The organism is Sinorhizobium sp. CB7, from assembly GCF_041357635.1.
Lineage (GTDB): Bacteria > Pseudomonadota > Alphaproteobacteria > Rhizobiales > Rhizobiaceae > Rhizobium.
In genome coordinates this window covers 20,333-36,710 of record NZ_JAULLL010000008.1, presented here as the reverse complement: position 1 = coordinate 36,710, position 16,378 = coordinate 20,333, and the positions used below count along the sequence as shown (strand labels likewise).

The 16,378-nt window shown below is 59.1% G+C and carries 15 protein-coding genes; 8 read left to right on the top strand and 7 right to left on the bottom strand.

Translation table 11 applies throughout. The features are described 5' to 3' along the window. Window positions 1-85 precede the first annotated feature (85 nt). Window positions 86-1,258 carry an AI-2E family transporter gene (locus tag AAE029_RS16140; RefSeq protein WP_371073887.1) on the top strand — a complete coding sequence of 391 codons (1,173 nt, stop codon included), beginning with the start codon at window positions 86-88 and terminating at the stop codon, window positions 1,256-1,258. Window positions 1,259-1,314: 56 nt separating this feature from the next. Here AAE029_RS16140 and AAE029_RS16135 read toward each other — a convergent pair whose 3' ends face one another. Both AAE029_RS16135 and AAE029_RS16130 read right to left on the bottom strand, forming a co-directional pair. Further along, on the bottom strand, window positions 1,315-2,064 hold the full coding sequence (locus tag AAE029_RS16135; protein WP_371073886.1) for a polysaccharide deacetylase family protein: 750 nt from the start codon (window positions 2,062-2,064) through the stop codon (window positions 1,315-1,317). A 177-nt stretch (window positions 2,065-2,241) separates the two neighbouring features. Beyond that, window positions 2,242-2,631, bottom strand: coding sequence for a DUF930 domain-containing protein (locus AAE029_RS16130; RefSeq protein WP_371073885.1), 390 nt, complete (start codon window positions 2,629-2,631; stop codon window positions 2,242-2,244). Between the two features lie 271 nt (window positions 2,632-2,902). Between AAE029_RS16130 and AAE029_RS16125 the strand changes: the two genes are divergently transcribed. Both AAE029_RS16125 and AAE029_RS16120 read left to right on the top strand, forming a co-directional pair. Next, window positions 2,903-5,011, top strand: a complete 2,109-nt coding sequence (locus AAE029_RS16125) for a S9 family peptidase (protein WP_371074153.1) — start codon at window positions 2,903-2,905, stop codon at window positions 5,009-5,011. A 127-nt stretch (window positions 5,012-5,138) separates the two neighbouring features. Continuing rightward, entirely contained in the window at window positions 5,139-5,666 is a 528-nt protein-coding gene (locus AAE029_RS16120; RefSeq protein ID WP_371073884.1) for a DUF1697 domain-containing protein, read from the top strand. A 30-nt stretch (window positions 5,667-5,696) separates the two neighbouring features. On the opposite strand, the gene AAE029_RS16115 is transcribed toward AAE029_RS16120, so the two are convergent. Then, window positions 5,697-5,957 (bottom strand): type II toxin-antitoxin system ParD family antitoxin, encoded by a 261-nt coding sequence (locus tag AAE029_RS16115; protein WP_371073883.1) that lies wholly within the window; start codon window positions 5,955-5,957, stop codon window positions 5,697-5,699. A 183-nt stretch (window positions 5,958-6,140) separates the two neighbouring features. Continuing rightward, window positions 6,141-6,752 carry a TetR/AcrR family transcriptional regulator gene (locus tag AAE029_RS16110; RefSeq protein ID WP_371073882.1) on the bottom strand — a complete coding sequence of 204 codons (612 nt, stop codon included), beginning with the start codon at window positions 6,750-6,752 and terminating at the stop codon, window positions 6,141-6,143. A 225-nt stretch (window positions 6,753-6,977) separates the two neighbouring features. On the opposite strand from AAE029_RS16110, the gene AAE029_RS16105 reads away from it, so the two are divergent. Then, the gene (locus AAE029_RS16105; protein ID WP_371073881.1) at window positions 6,978-7,934 is read left to right on the top strand and encodes a homocysteine S-methyltransferase family protein; all 957 of its coding nucleotides are present in this window, start codon (window positions 6,978-6,980) and stop codon (window positions 7,932-7,934) included. A 32-nt stretch (window positions 7,935-7,966) separates the two neighbouring features. Next, window positions 7,967-8,170 (top strand): hypothetical protein, encoded by a 204-nt coding sequence (locus AAE029_RS16100; RefSeq protein WP_371073880.1) that lies wholly within the window; start codon window positions 7,967-7,969, stop codon window positions 8,168-8,170. A gap of 29 nt (window positions 8,171-8,199) precedes the next feature. On the opposite strand, the gene AAE029_RS16095 is transcribed toward AAE029_RS16100, so the two are convergent. Then, window positions 8,200-9,639 carry an MFS transporter gene (locus AAE029_RS16095; protein ID WP_371073879.1) on the bottom strand — a complete coding sequence of 480 codons (1,440 nt, stop codon included), beginning with the start codon at window positions 9,637-9,639 and terminating at the stop codon, window positions 8,200-8,202. A gap of 288 nt (window positions 9,640-9,927) precedes the next feature. On the opposite strand from AAE029_RS16095, the gene AAE029_RS16090 reads away from it, so the two are divergent. The 3 genes from AAE029_RS16090 to AAE029_RS16080 all read left to right on the top strand — a co-directional run bounded on the left by AAE029_RS16090 (window position 9,928) and on the right by AAE029_RS16080 (window position 14,569). Next, window positions 9,928-11,436: a YdiU family protein gene (locus AAE029_RS16090; protein WP_371073878.1), complete on the top strand. Its 1,509-nt coding sequence runs from the start codon at window positions 9,928-9,930 to the stop codon at window positions 11,434-11,436. Window positions 11,437-11,640: 204 nt separating this feature from the next. Further along, complete coding sequence (locus tag AAE029_RS16085) at window positions 11,641-13,980, top strand: glucose/quinate/shikimate family membrane-bound PQQ-dependent dehydrogenase (protein ID WP_371073877.1); 2,340 nt, start codon at window positions 11,641-11,643, stop codon at window positions 13,978-13,980. A gap of 124 nt (window positions 13,981-14,104) precedes the next feature. Beyond that, window positions 14,105-14,569, top strand: coding sequence for a hypothetical protein (locus AAE029_RS16080; protein WP_371073876.1), 465 nt, complete (start codon window positions 14,105-14,107; stop codon window positions 14,567-14,569). Between the two features lie 128 nt (window positions 14,570-14,697). On the opposite strand, the gene bla is transcribed toward AAE029_RS16080, so the two are convergent. Both bla and AAE029_RS16070 read right to left on the bottom strand, forming a co-directional pair. Beyond that, window positions 14,698-15,582, bottom strand: a complete 885-nt coding sequence (gene bla / locus AAE029_RS16075; protein ID WP_371073875.1) for a class A beta-lactamase — start codon at window positions 15,580-15,582, stop codon at window positions 14,698-14,700. 108 nt (window positions 15,583-15,690) lie between these two features. Continuing rightward, window positions 15,691-16,296 (bottom strand): TetR/AcrR family transcriptional regulator, encoded by a 606-nt coding sequence (locus AAE029_RS16070; protein WP_371073874.1) that lies wholly within the window; start codon window positions 16,294-16,296, stop codon window positions 15,691-15,693. Between the last annotated feature and the right edge of the window lie 82 nt (window positions 16,297-16,378).

Genomic DNA, 16,378 nt, shown 5'->3' with positions numbered 1-16,378 from the left:
ACACGCGCAAAACCCCGCCCCGGAACAAGCGCGGGGTTTTGCGCGTTCAAGTGGCGGAGCAACGGGCGCTTTCGGGGATAAGGAAATGGGCATCGCCGCTGGCATACGCAAACAGGCAAACAAGACTTCCCTGGAACGCAATTTCAAGACAAGCAGCTGGGCCGAGGCGTTGCAGAAATCGACAGAAGAGATGGAAGCTTCGTCGGCCGTTCATGGAGTCGAAAAAGACAGCCTCGACGTCACTATGGCCTGGGCGGTGATCGGTATTTTCGTCATCCTTGGCCTTGCCGGCGTCTATATGATGTCGCTGATCCTTATCCCCCTCACGCTAGCCGTCGTCGTCGGCATGATATTGGGGCTTGCCGCCGAAAAGCTGAGCAAGCTTGGCGTACCGCGCATCACCAACGCAGTGCTGCTATCGAGCCTGGTGGCGCTCGTCATCTTTCTTATGGCGAATGCATTGGCACAACCGCTGACGACGCTGGCGAACGAAGGCCCTGCCTTCGTGGAGCGGACGATAAACCGGCTCATGCCCTTCCTTGAGCGCATAGAATGGCTGCACATCACACCGGCCACGTTCGAGAGAGGGCCGATGTCGATCGAGACACTGATTGAAAATACTGGCAATGTCCTGCATCTCGTCACGACGAACTTGACGCCGGCGCTCGTGCAGGGGCTCATCTTTTTTGCGGCGCTGCTTCTCTTCCTGGCAGGCAGGGTGAACCTGCGCAAGACGATTATCATGGCCTTCCGCACTCGGGCGCAGCGCCTTGCCGCCATCCGCGTCATCAATGGCGTTGAGCAAGTGCTCGGTTTCTATTTCGCAACCGCGTCGCTGTTGTATGCCGCCCTTGGCGCCATGATGACGATCATCGCATATGCCGGCGGCCTTGGCGTGCCGGCTCTCTGGGGCGTCTTCGCCTTTCTCTCCAGTTTCGTTCCATTCCTCGGCATCACCATAATGACACTTTCGGTCGCAATCGCCGGCATCCTGACGCATGATGGGATCATCCTCGGGCTAGTACCGGCTGCGGCCTTCTTCGCGGTCCACCTCGTCATGGAAAATCTCATCTTTCCGGCGGTCATGGGCCGGAGACTGGAGATCAATCCGTTCATCATCTTCCTCGCGATCATCTTCTGGACGTGGATGTGGGGAGCCGTCGGCGCGATGCTGGCGCTGCCGCTATCACTCATCGCCATGACCATCATCGACGAGCTTTTTATCGAGGAAAAGGTCCAGCCGCAGCTGCCGAAATGAAACGAAGGCAAGTGATTGCAGCCAGTGTCTGATCAGCGCGTGGACCTGCGATACGCCTATTGCGTCGTGTCGTCGTCGCCGCTCTCATCGGCATCCTGCAGGCGGACGAACTGGACGCCGCGTGCCTTCAGATCGAGGATCCCCTTGACGACGCCGGCGCCCGCCGCATGGGTCGGCTGGTTGATATGGGAAATGATGACGTCACCATCGCGCGCGGAGGCGATGTGCTTCTCGGTGACAGCGGCGCCAAGCAGCGATCCGCCATCGCCGTTTATCGAATAGCCGGCGATGCGGTATCCCATGCCTCGGATCTGGCCAATGGCCGACAGGCTGTATTTCGCCGTCGCGCCACGGAACCAGTGCGGCTGCGGCACACCGGCTGCGACCATGGCAGTTGCTCCGCCATCGACCTCCTGTCTGACGGCTTCCGCCGATCCTGCAGCGGCAATGCCGTAGATCATGGCCGGCTTGTCGACGGCGGGAATATGATTCTCCCCGTGATCTTCCAGCTCGAAAAGGTCGGGATGGGCGAGGAAGACTGCCAACGCCTCCGGATTGCGTTTAAGCCAACGTGCGGTGACGAAGATCGTGGCCGGCACTTTCTGCTCGACCAGAACCGAAAGGATGCGCTGATCCGCCATGCCCATGCAGGCATCGAAGGTCAATGCGATACGAGGCTGCTGCGTGCCGGAGCGCGCTATATGGAGATGCGGCTCGACGAGCTTTGGGGATGAGGACGACGCCGCAGCGAAGCCGGTAGAGCTGCCGGCGGCGATTAACACTGAGGCGAGAAGGACTTGTTTCATCTCTAGGGCGTTCACTTCTTTCGATCTACAGCGCGGTACGTCTTAGTAAGACGCACAAGGGTCGCTGTAGCACTTTGAGTTGTTTCTACGCCTTCTTCCCGCCCTTGCCATGCGGCCGGTTGGCGCATGGCAGAGCTGTCGTTTGCCCGCAGGGCAGCACGCTCGCACGCCGGAGAATCAGTCGTAGAGATAGTATTTGTCCCACTTATCGCGAGGCACCTTTGCGCCGATCTCGTAGCTGAGAGAACGGACGTTGATGTGCTGCGGTCCCGTGATGCAAGTATAGGAAAGGTGATACCAGTCCCCACGGCTACGGAAGACGGCGCCCGGGGCTTTGATGGAATCCTTGTCGAGGACCGGGTCCTTGAAGGTGTAGGCGATGACCTTGTCCGGCCTGAACGCGTCCTCTTTCTTGCTGATCTCACTCATCGCCTCGGTGTCGCAGCTCTGTTCCATGCGTTCCTCAGGATCGAGTGCCTGCAACTGCTTCTTGATCTTGGGGTCTACGGCGAAGGACGGCATGGCAAGACAGATAACGGGCACCACAAAGGCAATGAATTTCAACATGTAAGAACAATCCCTTGCTTCGCTTCCAAGCCGACGCAGCAATGTCGGATCAGACTTGTCGCGACGCTAGCGGACTTCGTTAAAGAATGTGGTGACATCAAGGCAACGTCGGGACGCAATGGTCCCGATCCGAAGGCGATTTTGCTCTGTGGTTGCGTACAGCGTCCTTTGTGGGTCTGAAAAGACGCGCAGCTCCGGAGTGCCGCTTGATCCGGGAAGATGCGGCCTCTATCTCTTTCTGACCTTCGGTCTCACTGAGAAAGCCTTGCCCGTGCCCGCATTCAAGAATCTTCCCGCCCCGCCCGCAGCTCCAAAGAAGCCGATCACTGATACACGCCACGGTGTAACCCGCACCGACGATTATGCCTGGCTCAGAGCCGAGAATTGGCAGGCGATGTTCAAGGACCCCTCAATCCTCGATCCGGCGATCCGCCAGCATCTCGAGGCCGAAAACACCTATATGAACGCTGCGATGGAGGACACAAAACCTCTGCAAAAACAGTTATTCGCGGAAATGCGCGGACGCATCAAGGAGGATGACAGCTCGGTTCCGATGAAGGACGGGGCGTATGCCTATGGCACTTTCTTCGTCACTGGTGGAGAGCAACCGCATTACTTCCGCATCCCGCGCGACGGCGACAAGAATGACGAGATGGTTCGCCACGTTCTTCTCGATGGGGACAAGGAGAATCAGGGGAAATCCTATTTCCGCCTCTCCGGCATCGATCACAGCACCGACCATAGCCGCGGCATATGGGGTTATGACGACAAGGGCTCGGAGTATTTCACGCTCAAGGTGCGCGATCTGGAATCGGGCGAAGACCTTTCCGATGTCATCGAGAACACCGGCGGCGGCGGGGTTTGGGCACCGGACGGAAAGAGTTTCTTCTACACGCTGCAGGACGAGAACCATAGGCCGTCGAAGATCTACCATCATATTCTCGGTCAGCCGCAATCGGCCGACCGGCTGGTCTATGAGGAAGAGGATCACGGCTTCTTCATGGGCGTCGGCGGTTCGCTGCTCGATGATTACATCTTCATCGATATCCACGACCACGAGACCAGCGAGTACCGTATCCTGTCGACGAAGGACCTGACCGCAGAACCGAAGATCGTCGCCAAGCGCGAAACCAGCATCGAATATTCGATGGCCGAAGGCGGCGAGGTCTTCTACATCCTCACCAATGATGGCGGTGCCAAGGATTTCAAGATCATGGAGACGCCGGTCGACAGACCAGAAAAGGAAAATTGGCGCGAGATCGTTCCCCATAAGCCCGGCACGCTGATCCTCAGCCATATGGCCTACTCCCGGCATCTGGTCTGGCTGGAGCGCAAGGACGGTCTTCCGCAAATCATAGTGCGCGACCGACGGACGGGCGAAGAACACGCCATCGCCTTTGCCGAGGAAGCCTATTCGCTCGGCCTCCAGGGCGCTGCAGAATATGACACCGACGTCATCCGCTTCTCCTATTCCTCGATGACGACGCCCTCGCAGCTCTACGACTACAATATGGTCACGCGCGAGCGCACGCTCCTGAAGACGCAGGAAGTCCCCTCCGGCCATAATCCAGAGGACTACGTTACCCGCCGCGTTTTTGCCCCTGCCTGGGATGGTGAAAAGGTGCCGGTGACCCTGCTTTACCGCAAGGATACGCCACTCGACGGATCCGCCCCTTGCCTCCTCTACGGCTACGGCGCCTATGGCATCACTATTCCGGCCGGCTTCAACACCAATTGCCTGTCGCTTGTCGATCGCGGCTTCGTCTATGCCATCGCCCATATCCGCGGCGGCAAGGACAAGGGATTTGCCTGGTACGAGAACGGCAAGATGGGCCGGAAGACAAATAGTTTCAAAGATTTCATCGCGGCTGCTGATTATCTGAATCAGGAAAAGTTCACCTCCTATGCAAAGATCATCGCCGAAGGCGGATCGGCCGGCGGCATGCTGATGGGCGCGATCGCCAACATGGCGCCGGAGAAATTCGCCGGCATCATCGCAGCCGTCCCCTTTGTCGACGTGCTCAACACTATGCTCGACGACACGCTGCCGCTGACGCCGCCGGAATGGCCGGAATGGGGAAACCCGATCGAGAGCAAGGAAGACTACGCCCATATCGCCAGCTATAGCCCCTACGACAATGTCGGCGAGAAGCCCTATCCGCCGATCCTGGCGCTTGGCGGTTTGACCGATCCGCGCGTGACCTATTGGGAGCCGGCGAAGTGGGTGGCCAAGCTGCGCGACAAGACCACCGGCGAGGCTCCGATCCTACTCAGGACCAATATGGATGCGGGCCATGGCGGGGCATCGGGGCGATTCCAGCGACTGGAGGAGATCGCCTTCGAATATGCCTTCGCGATAAAGGTTGCCGAGAAGATGTAATCGGAGATCGTCTACAGCGCCGTGCCTCTTATAAGACGCACAAAGTCGCTGTAGCACTTTGAATTGCTGCATGGTTTTATCCTTAAATCGGTTTCCGATTTAAGGAACCATGCAGTAGGAGGAATCGATGCCGGTCTATGTCGCATTGCTTCGTGCCGTCAATGTCGGCGGCACCGGCGCGCTGCCAATGGCGGAGCTCAAAAGCCTCTGTGAGGAACTCGGCTTCGCCGATGTGAGGACCTATATCCAGAGCGGCAATGTACTCTTCCGTTCAGATCAGGCGGAATCGACGGTTCGGGAGCGTCTTGAGGCAGGGCTGAGCAGGAAGATGGGCAAATCGCCCGGCGTCATGCTCCGCAACCGCAAGGAACTCGAGGCGATCGCTGCCGGCGCGCCTTTCCCTCACGCGAAACCCAATTATCTGCTCGTCAATTTCCGGCCGGAAGCGGCTGCGAAGGATGCGCTCGACACGATGGTCGCTCCGGATGGCGAGGAGGTGCAGATCGCGGGCCGTGAAATTTACGTGCATTATCCGAATGGTTCGGGGAGATCGAAGCTCAAGCTGCCTGCTCTCAAGGCAGGCACATCCCGCAATCTCAACACCGTCCGCAAGCTTGCCGAAATGGCGGCGGAACTGGAAGACGGCGAGAAGTGAACCTCGCCGGCTTGTCGGATTTGGAAAGGACTACATGCTATACGGTTGCCGACGCGCGGCATCACGCAATTTGGCGAGGTCGACCGCGCAGGTATCGCCGGCGACGGCGCCTTCCTTCCAGAGCTTGCGCAGCATCTCGTGATCGGCAGCCATAGCTGCTCGTCTCGCAACCCATTCATCCATCGCCTCGGCCACGACATCGCTCAATGTGGCATATCTGCCCAAGGCGACAGCGCGTCGGAGCACATCGGCATGTCTTGTCGTGATATCAATCGTCAGCTTCTCGTTCATGGCTCTCAACCTCCGTGAAGCATGCTTTTTGATGATAGCACCACCGAAATGCAGCGACAAATAACAGCGTCCCTGAGACTGCATGTCCTTATCGCAAAACCGCAGCCACTTTTGTGCGACATGCATCTTGTTTTTATGCATGTCGTTATCGCCAAACCGCTCCACACTGTTGCGCGACATGCATTAGTTCGGCTTGAACAGAAGCCTGACGAACGTCCGGAAAACCAGGATTTGTTCGGCAAGGCTGTTGGGCTCCTTCAACGCCTTGGAGAGTACGATACCGCCTTCGAGTACCGTCGAGACCATGTCGGCGAGTTGGTCGACATCCAGCGGTTCGCGCGGCGTGTAGAGCGCCATAATCTCCTCGAACATGCCGCGGAAGCGGCGCCGCCACATCAATGCAGCCTGCTTGTTGATCTCCTGGATTTCACGGTCGAAAGATCTCTCGTAGTAGCACATGGTCGCCACCAGGCAGCCAGGGTGGCCGTTCGGGAGATCTGACAGCAATTCGGACAGAAGCTTCAAGCCAAGAAGGAATGACTGCAGCGGATCATCCATCAGCTCGCGTGCGCGCCCGAAGATGTCGTCGTAAATCTTTTCATCGTTTTCGATGTAGCGCTGCAGGAGAGCCTTGGCGAGTTCGTTCTTATCGCGGAAATGATAGAAGAATCCGCTTTTGGTGATGCCAGTCTCTGCGATCAGTTCGTCGATCGAAGTGCCACCAAAACCTTTGGCGAGAACGGCGGCCTCGGCCACTTCGAGCAAGCGTCCTCGTGTTTCCTCACCCTTTCGCATTACTCCCTCCTGTACCGTCGGTACAGTATTTCCTCTCCGGCATCTTTCCGGAACTGCCTCCTAGGAGCGCATCGCGCCGGTAAACATATGATATTCAACAAGAACATCTTTTTTACAGTCAGTATACCTTAAGTCTTCTAGTTTAGCAGGCGATAAAACGTCAGAACTTCACCTGTTCCGCGGCATCTGAAGGAAGAGCGGGGCCGAAACGGGAGGGAGACGATCATGGCAAAGTACAGACAGGATCTGCCGCAACTGAAGGGTGGAACCTTCATCAGCGACGGCGGAATAGAAACGACACTGATCTTTCACGAGGGAATGGAGCTGCCTCATTTCGCATCCTTCGTGCTGCTGGCAACGCATGACGGCCGCCAGGTCATAAAGAACTACTATCGCCGCTATCTTGACATCGCTCGGCGGCACGGCACCGGCTTCGAGCTCGACACCGCCACCTGGAGAGCAAACGCGGACTGGGGTGCGAAGCTCGGCTATAGCCCGGAAGCATTGAAGGCCGCCAATGAGGACGCTGTTGAACTCCTGGTGGAATTGCGCGCCGAATATGAACGGCCGCAGGCGCCGATTGTCATCTGCGGCGCGATCGGTCCGCGCGGCGACGGTTATAAGGCCGGTAGGATGAATGCTTCGGAGGCTGAGGACTACCACGCCACACAGATTGCCGTCTTCGGAGGCACGGACGCCGATATGGTCGCTGCCTACACCCTGAACAATATCGACGAGGCAATCGGCATAGCACGCGCCGCCGAAAGGCAGGGCATGCCCTGCGCCATCGCGTTCACAGTGGAGACGGACGGCAAGCTCGTCACCGGACGGACGATGCAGGACGCGATCGAAAGCGTCGATGCGGCGACCGGCGGCTCGCCTGCCTACTACATGATCAACTGCGCCCATCCGAGCCATTTCGACAGCGCACTGGATCACAATAGCGGCTGGATCAAGCGCATCGCCGGTATCCGGGCGAACGCCTCGATGATGAGCCATGCGGAGCTCGATGGGAGTGAGACGCTGGACGCCGGCGACCCTATCGATCTCGGCCGCCGTTATCGGCAACTGACGAGCCGCATGCCGCATGTGCACGTGCTCGGCGGCTGCTGCGGCACTGATCACCGCCATATCGCGGCGATCTGCGAGGCATGCCTGCCGCAACAGGCGGCAAGTGCCTGAACAGGCAATAGTTCATCGATGGGAGTGCGTATATGACAACCATCACCGAAAAACTACATACGGGGCATGGCCTGTTGGCCGCTTTCCGCGAGATCTTTGGTCACAAGCCGCGCGGGAAGATCGATATTCCCGATTACGACCTTCTGCCATTCGAAAGCCTGAACGGTCACCTCGAACGCGATATCGGCTATCACCTGGATGGCCGGAAACACGAGGCGGACGAATACCGGTTCTAACTATGACGAGCGGCTCAGGCCGCTCGCCTTCAGGCTGCCTTACTCGGGATCTGATGGCCGCTGATCTCGGCGCCAGCGGTGCGGGAGAAGCGGGCATTCCAAACCGTCGCCAATAGCGAAATCACCATTACGACAACGAAGGCGACAGTGAAGTCCCCGAGCGCCGGCGTCTCGCGGTCACCCATAAACATCGATCCGTGCAAGGCAAGTGCTGCAACACAGATGCCGAGCGACAGCATGAGCTGCTGGAAGGTGGTATAGAAGCTCGTGGCCGAGCTCATGCGATCGCGCTCGATTTCGTCATAGGCGATCGTGTTATAGGCCGTGAACTGAAACGACATGAAGAAGCCGCAGAAGAACAGGATCACGAAGATCAGCGATATCGGCCAATCCGGCCGGAAGACGGCGCAGAGGCCGTAGCCGAGCGTGCCGATAATGCCGTTGACGATCAGACTGCTGCGGAAGCCGAAGCGCTTCAAGATCCTGGAGGCGAACATTTTCATCGCCATCGAGCCGAGGGCGGCCGCAATGACGACGCGACCGGCGGCAGCGGCCGAAAGGCCGAATCCCAATTGCAGCATCAACGGCATGAGAAAAGGCTGCGCGCCCTGGCTGATGCGCGTCAGCGATCCTGCGATCACCGATACGCCGAAGCTCGGGACCCGCATCAGCGAAAAATCCATGATCGGCGCGGGATGCCTGCGCGCATGATGCAAATAGGCGATACCAAAAAGAAGGCCGATGGAAATCAGGAAGATCGCCAGTGACCCCTCGCCCGAGCGGCTTGACATCTCGAAGCCGAAGAGCAGGGAGCCAAGCGAGATGCCCGAGAGAACGAAGCCGACCGTATCGAACGGCCCGTTCGATACGCCTTTCACTTCCTCGATGAAGAGAGTGACGAGAACAAAGCCGAGCAGCCCGATCGGCACATTGATGTAGAAGATCCAGCGCCAGTCCAGATAAGTCACGAACATGCCGCCGATCGGCGGGCCGAGTATTGGGCCGACAAGCGCCGGCACGAGAAGCCAAGACATGGCGGCGACGTAGTCCTTGCGCGCCACGCTGCGCATCAGCACGAGACGCCCGACCGGCATCATCATCGCGCCGCCCAGCCCCTGGATAAGACGCGCGATCACGAGAATGGTCAAGTTCGGCGCTTGGGCACAGAAGATGGAGCCGGCAACGAAGACGGCGATGGCCGCGCGGAAAACGGTGCGTGAACCGAAGCGGTCTGCGATCCTGCCGCTCGCAGGTATGAAGATTGCGAGACTAAGGAGATAAGAGGTCAGTGCAATGCTCATCGCCGGAGCGCTGACACCGAAATCATGTGCCATGGTCGGCAATGCCGTAGCGAGCACCGTGGCGTCGAGTTGTTCCATGAACATTGCACTGGCGACGATAAGTGCGATCGTACGAAAATTGGCAGCAGCCGGCCGAGCCTTGGCGGCGTGATGGATCTGGTCCGACATCGTCGGGAATCACTCTCGATGGGCGCGACGGAGCGCGAAAGCAACAGAGCCGCGGTATGAAGATGGCGCGAAGCCTGGGGGCAGCATGTGTATACGCCGCGAATTATGGCAGCGCTATCACTTTCCACGCAGATCTGCCCTTCCAGCGCGGAATGGGTGCGCGTTTTCAAAGGCGCAACACCGTAAACTGGTTTGTTATCTCGACTGCGTCTCGTGCGGCGACGAACAATGACGTCGTAATCCGTGCACGCGCTTGCGTGCCTCCCTCTCCGACCCTACCTTAGGGTCATGACCTTATCGCCTAGTGACAATCCAGCCGTCGACAGACCGGCATTTCCATTCGACAACAGCTATGTGCGGTTGCCGACGCATTTTTATGCAAGGCAAATGCCGGCGCCGGCGTCGGAACCATGGCTGATCAAGCTCAATGAGCCGCTCGCCGAAGAGCTGGGCCTCGATGTCGCAGCGCTCAGGCGCGACGGCGCTGCGCTCTTTTCCGGTAACCTGCTGCCGGAAGGGGCTGATCCGCTCGCCATGGCCTATGCCGGGCATCAGTTCGGCGCTTTCGTCCCGCAGCTCGGCGACGGCCGTGCAATCCTCCTTGGCGAAGTCGTGGATCGAAACGGCCGGCGGCGTGATATCCAGCTCAAGGGGGCCGGGCAAACGCCATTTTCCCGTCGGGGCGACGGCCGGGCCGCACTCGGGCCCGTCCTGCGCGAATATATCGTGAGCGAAGCCATGCATGCGCTTGGCATCCCGACAACACGGGCGCTCGCTGCCGTTACTACGGGCGAGCCGGTTTATCGCGAGAGCGTACTGCCGGGCGCCGTCTTCACCCGCGTCGCGGCCAGTCATATTCGTGTCGGCACGTTCCAGTTCTTCGCCGTGAGAGGCGATACGGATGGGGTCAAAGCGCTTGCCGACTACGTCGTCGAGCGGCATTATCCGGAGCTCCGGGACAAAGACAATCCGTACCTTGCTCTCTTCGAAGCAGGCTCGGAGCGCCAAGCATCACTTATTGCCCGCTGGCTGCACGTGGGCTTCATCCATGGCGTCATGAACACCGACAATATGACGATTTCCGGCGAGACGATCGACTTCGGTCCCTGTGCCTTCCTGGATACCTATGATCCGGCCACCGTCTTTTCCTCGATCGACCAGCGTGGCCGGTACGCCTATGCCAATCAGCCGGGCATAGGTCAGTGGAACCTTGCGCGCCTCGGCGAAACGCTGCTGCCGCTGATCGACCCCGATCAGGAAAAGGCTGTGGAACTGGCGAACCAGGTGATCGCCGGCTATGGCGAACGCTTTCAGACGCATTGGCTGAACGGCATGCGCCGAAAGATCGGCCTGACGTCCGTCGAAGACGACGATCTCGACCTGATCCAGGCGCTGCTCGCTTTAATGCAGACGCAGCAGGCGGATTTTACGTTGACCTTCCGCAGGCTGGCAGATCTGGCGGAAAGCGACGCGGCGGAAGAAATGTTCGCCGGGAGTTTCGCAGAACCGTTATCTTGCCAACCATGGCTCCTGCGCTGGCGTGAGCGGATTTCGCGCGACGGGCAATCCGTCGCCGCACGCGCCAAGGCGATGCGCCAGGTCAATCCGGCCTTCATCCCCCGCAATCACCGCATCGAGCAGGCAATCACGGCTGCCGTCGAGGATGCGGATTTTTCGCTGTTCGAGGTACTCCTTACGGTGCTTTCGAAACCCTATGAGGACCAGCCGGCATTCGCGCCCTTTGCCGAACCGCCACAACCGGAAGAACGCGTGCTGCAGACTTTCTGCGGAACCTAAATCCTGCGTCCGCCGCTCACCTGTTCCGCCGGAATTTGCGACTAAACGCTCTGATTTTCCATAATTTTTCGCCGTCAGTCCGGATTATCAGCCATTGAAAGGCGTCTACCTCGCGCTATCTGCGTGGGCGGCGAGGCCCTGAAAGTTTCTTACAACGCCCCGCTGATTCTTCCTTCCTGCCTCTCAACAGCGGGAGACTGCCTCATGGCAATCGCCATCACCTCCATTCTTTTCCTTCTCATCGGGCTCGCGCTTGGCGGCGGCGGGCTCTGGCTCGCCATGCTCGGTGGCAGTCTCTTCTATGTCTTTGCCGGTCTAATGTTTATCTTGACGGCCTTCCTGCTCTTCATCCGCCGCGCCGCCGCCCTGTGGCTCTATGCGTTTCTGGTGATCGTCGCGCTGGTCTGGGCGATATGGGAGGTGGGCTTCGACTGGTGGCAGCTCGGTCCTCGCGGCGGCCTCATCATCCTGCTCGGGCTCTGGCTGCTGACACCCTGGATTAGGCGCCCGCTCGGCTTTATCAGTCCGACCGGCATACGTTACGGCGCCAATCCCTGGCCGCTGGCGGTCCCCGTCATCATTTCCATCGCCGTGGCTGTCTATGCGATGACAAGGGATCCGCATGATCTGTCCGGCGAACTGCCGACGAATGTCGTGGCCGCCGCGCCGCCATTCGGCGGCAATGTCCCCGACGGCGAATGGCATCAGTATGGCCGCACGCCCTTTGGGCAGCGCTATTCGCCGCTGGACCAGATCAACAAGGACAATGTCAGCCAGCTTCAGGAGGCATGGCGATACCAGACGGGCGACGTGAAGCGGCCGGATGATGTCGGCGAGACAACCTATCAGGTGACGCCGCTCAAGGTCGCAGACACGCTTTACCTTTGCACGCCGCACAATTTGGCAATCGCGCTCGACGCCAAAACGGGCAAGGAGAAATGGAAGTATGATTCCAATTCCGGAATGAACCCGAACAGGCAGCACCAGACCTGCCGTGGCGTCACTTATTATCGAGATCAGACGGCGGCCGCCGGCGCACCCTGCGCGGAGCGCATCTACCTGCCGACCTCCGATGCCCGCTTGATCGCGCTCGATGCCGCAAGCGGACAGGTGTGCACGAGCTTCGGCGAGAACGGCATGCTGCATCTCGAAACCGGCATGTTGCATAAGCCTGCCGGCTACTACTATTCAACGTCGCCGCCAGTCGCGGTCGCCGGCAAGATCATCATCGGCGGCGCCGTCAACGACAATTATTCGACTGAGGAGCCGTCCGGTGTCATCCGTGCCTACGACATCAATACCGGCGCGCTGATCTGGAACTGGGACTCCGGCAATCCTGATCAGACGACGCCCCTGCCGCCGGGGCAGACCTACACGACCAATTCGCCGAATAGCTGGTCAGTCTTCAGCGTCGATGAGGGGCTTGGATTGGTCTACATCCCCCTTGGCAATCAGGTGCCGGATCAGCTCGGCATGGGGCGCAGCGAGAATGTGGAGAAATTCTCCTCCTCACTCGTGGCGCTCGACATCAATACCGGGCAACTTCGTTGGGTGCGCCAGACGGTTCATCACGATCTCTGGGACATGGATGTACCGGCGCAACCCTCCCTTCTCGACCTGACCAAAGCGGACGGGACGGTTGTTCCCGCCATTGTCGGTCCAACGAAGCAGGGTGATATCTACGTCCTCGATCGGCGCACCGGCGAACCGATTATTCCGGTCAAGGAGGTAGCGGCCCCCGGCGGTGCAATACCCGAGGATCGTACCGCTCCGACACAGCCGGTCTCCGACCTCACCTTCATGCCCGACCCACTCGAGGAAAAGGACATGTGGGGTATCACACTGCTCGACCAGCTTGCCTGCCGCATCGCCTTCCACCGGCACAAATACGAAGGTCGCTATACGCCGCCATCGCTCGAGGGGACAATCGTCTATCCCGGCAATTTCGGCACCTTCAACTGGGGTAGCGTCGCGGTTGATCCGGAACGGCAGATCATGTTCGGCATGCCAACTTATCTCGCTTTCACATCGCGGCTCGTTCCCGCCGCCGACCTTCCGCCGAGAGGACAGGATGAGAAGGGCAGCGAGCAAGGCCTCAATCGCAACGAGGGTGCGCCCTACGGCGTCTATATGGGGCCGTTTCTCGGGCCGTTGCAGATCCCCTGCCAGGCGCCGCCGTGGGGCTATGTCGCGGGCGTTGACCTCAGGACGGGCAGGATCGCTTACATGCACAAGAACGGCACGGTGCACGACATGACGCCGCTGCCACTTCCTTTCAAGGTCGGCGTTCCGGGTATCGGCGGACCGATCATGACCAAAGGCGGCGTCGCCTTTCTGGGCGCTGCGGTCGACAACTATCTGCGCGCCTACGACGTGACCACCGGGCGACAGATCTGGCAGGCCAGGCTGCCCGCCGGGGGCCAGGCGACGCCAATGACCTATACGACAAGCGACAACAAGCAATATGTCGTCATGGTCGCCGGAGGCCACGGCTCGGTCGGCACCAAGCCGGGAGACTATGTGATTGCCTACACGCTGCCCTGATCGTAATGCTCGGGTACTCGTTTCAGCCTGCAACTGGAGGTGAAGCTCTTGCGACAATCGTGAACGCGCAAGCCTCGGGCATGTTCCGCCAATCATGGTCCCACAATCAAAACGGGAGAAAACCATGAAGATCGGTGACAGCATTTCCAGCTATTACGGTATTGGCGGTCTCTTCGGGCAGAAGTCCGGCCAGTCGAAAAACCAGCAGAGCATGGACGTAGACACCAGCATACGTCAGAGCGGCGCAGGACTTGAGCCGAGCACGACGCCGCCGTCGATCTCCAGCACCATGTGGGCCCTGCAGAGCGCCGGCGACACCACGCTGGGCGACGACGATGAAACGAAAAGCGCCAATGACGCGCTTGCCGCCGAATTGTCGAAATGGGCCAACATGACGCCCGGAGAAAAGATCCGCGCCCAATATCTGGAAGAGCATGGCCTGACGGAAGAGTCCCTTGCCGAAATGTCACCCGAAGACCGAGAGGCCATCGAGAAAGAGATCGCCGAACTCATTAAGCGACAGCTCACCGGCGTGGACGACAAAGGCGGCGTCAACACGGATTCGCAAACCGATATCCCGACCGCCTAGAATTAAGGAGTTGGACGGTCTTGTGCGTGCGTTCGAACGCATGGTGCTCCAAGCAAGCTCAGAAAGTGATTCAAGTCGATACGGCGGAGATTCAACTCTCCGCCGTATGCTTTTGATGAATATGACTTTCAGACCATCTCCGCCGTCATGCGGCCGATCTCGGCAAAAACGTCGTTCAAATCCTTGAGCGGCGCCGTTGCCTCCGCAATATAAGCAGCGATGAGAATGGGACTGCGATCCTCCGGCCAGATAATGGCAATATCGGCTGCAGAGCCGTTGTCGCCCGTCCCCGTCTTGTCGCCGATCTTCCATTCCTTCGGCAAACCGGCTCGCAGACGGGCATCGCCGGTGGTGTTCGCCACCATCCAGTCGATCAGCTGGTTGCGCGATCCTTCGGACAGAACGGAACCGATCAGAATGTTGCCAAGCGTGTCCAGCATCGCATCCGGGGTCGTCGTATCGCGCGGATCGTCCTTCCTGGCCTCGTTGAGGGCGGTCTCGATGCGGTCGAGGCGCGTGGAGGTATCGCCGATCGAGCGCAGCCAGTCGGTCAGTGCCTGCTGTCCGCCAAAACTTTCGAGCATCAGATTTCCAGCCGTGTTGTCGCTGAGGGTGATCCCCGCCTTGCAGATTTCGGCAAGCGTCATACCCTCCCCGCCTGCATGCTTTTCAGTCATCGGCGAATAGGTGACCAGCTTGTCCGATGCGTAGACAATGCGGCGCTCCAGGTTCTCCTCACCCTTATCGACACGTGAAAGCACGAGCGCGGAGGCCAGGACCTTGAACGTGCTGCACATGGCGAAGCGCTCGGCGCCGCGATAACCGAAGGTGATACTTGTAGCGGTATCAAGCACCGAAACACCAAGGCGTCCGCCGGTTTTCTTTTCGAGGTCCGCGAGGCGGCGGTCGACATCATCGTCAGTCTCGGCTGCGCGAGCGGCAGGGGTAAACGCGAGTGCGGGATAAAGCAGTGCCGAGCCCAGAAGGAAGCGGCGCGTAACGAGATAGGTCATGAATATCGTCCGGCAAATCAGGAGAGTATAGGGCTAGGTCGCGAATGTGGCGGCTCTGAGTCTGGCAGCCGACGTCCGCAGGACCGGACCTCGATAGGATAGAAAAGGCTATTGCGCCGCCTCCCCTGTGCTTTCAGACAATACGGCAGGCTCGCGGCCGAAGAACGCGGAAACGAAGCGGTTCAAGCTGTCTTCGACGAAGCTTTCCACATCACCTTGCGGATCGAAGCTCCACCAGAGAAGCGAGCCTTGCCATTGCGACGCCATCAGCAATCCCATGCCATGTGGTGTGTGAGGTACCTGAGAGAAGCAGCTCTCCAACGCGCTGGACAACGAGACTTTCCATGCGACACCCCGCGCTCGTAGAACCGGATCGCGGAGATCCTCATGCAATATCAACAGGCCATCGGCATAGGATTCGATCCCACCATAGTCTCTGGAGAGTGCTACGAGGAGCGCGATCGCACCGTCGATAGTCTTCGGAACAGTGGCTGCGAGCCTTTCGGTTTTCTCGTCCAGGCGATCCCAGGCATAGAGCAGCGTGCTTTGCACAAGCCCGGCCTTACTGCCGAAACGCTGGACGAGGGTCGCCGAGGAGAGGCCACAGGCTTCAGCCACGTTCGCAAACGTCAGCGCCGCCGGCCCATGCTGATGAATGAGCCTGTGTGCGGCGGTCAGGACGTCGGTATCGGAAAGAGTTTTGGGACGAGGCATCTTGACATCCATTTATAAACGAATGATCATTTATAATCATTGTAGCGAAGAACCGCTAGAGCGGTTCTGCTTTTCACAGAAG

What these genes read in the sequence shown, in the direction of transcription:
- AAE029_RS16140 (WP_371073887.1), top strand. Translation starts at nt 86, where the DNA reads ATGGGCATCGCCGCTGGCATACGCAAACAGGCAAACAAGACTTCCCTG.
- AAE029_RS16135 (WP_371073886.1), bottom strand. Translation starts at nt 2,064, where the DNA reads ATGAAACAAGTCCTTCTCGCCTCAGTGTTAATCGCCGCCGGCAGCTCT.
- AAE029_RS16130 (WP_371073885.1), bottom strand. Translation starts at nt 2,631, where the DNA reads ATGTTGAAATTCATTGCCTTTGTGGTGCCCGTTATCTGTCTTGCCATG.
- AAE029_RS16120 (WP_371073884.1), top strand. Translation starts at nt 5,139, where the DNA reads ATGCCGGTCTATGTCGCATTGCTTCGTGCCGTCAATGTCGGCGGCACC.
- AAE029_RS16115 (WP_371073883.1), bottom strand. Translation starts at nt 5,957, where the DNA reads ATGAACGAGAAGCTGACGATTGATATCACGACAAGACATGCCGATGTG.
- AAE029_RS16110 (WP_371073882.1), bottom strand. Translation starts at nt 6,752, where the DNA reads ATGCGAAAGGGTGAGGAAACACGAGGACGCTTGCTCGAAGTGGCCGAG.
- AAE029_RS16105 (WP_371073881.1), top strand. Translation starts at nt 6,978, where the DNA reads ATGGCAAAGTACAGACAGGATCTGCCGCAACTGAAGGGTGGAACCTTC.
- AAE029_RS16100 (WP_371073880.1), top strand. Translation starts at nt 7,967, where the DNA reads ATGACAACCATCACCGAAAAACTACATACGGGGCATGGCCTGTTGGCC.
- AAE029_RS16095 (WP_371073879.1), bottom strand. Translation starts at nt 9,639, where the DNA reads ATGTCGGACCAGATCCATCACGCCGCCAAGGCTCGGCCGGCTGCTGCC.
- AAE029_RS16090 (WP_371073878.1), top strand. Translation starts at nt 9,928, where the DNA reads ATGACCTTATCGCCTAGTGACAATCCAGCCGTCGACAGACCGGCATTT.
- AAE029_RS16085 (WP_371073877.1), top strand. Translation starts at nt 11,641, where the DNA reads ATGGCAATCGCCATCACCTCCATTCTTTTCCTTCTCATCGGGCTCGCG.
- AAE029_RS16080 (WP_371073876.1), top strand. Translation starts at nt 14,105, where the DNA reads ATGAAGATCGGTGACAGCATTTCCAGCTATTACGGTATTGGCGGTCTC.
- bla (WP_371073875.1), bottom strand. Translation starts at nt 15,582, where the DNA reads ATGACCTATCTCGTTACGCGCCGCTTCCTTCTGGGCTCGGCACTGCTT.
- AAE029_RS16070 (WP_371073874.1), bottom strand. Translation starts at nt 16,296, where the DNA reads ATGCCTCGTCCCAAAACTCTTTCCGATACCGACGTCCTGACCGCCGCA.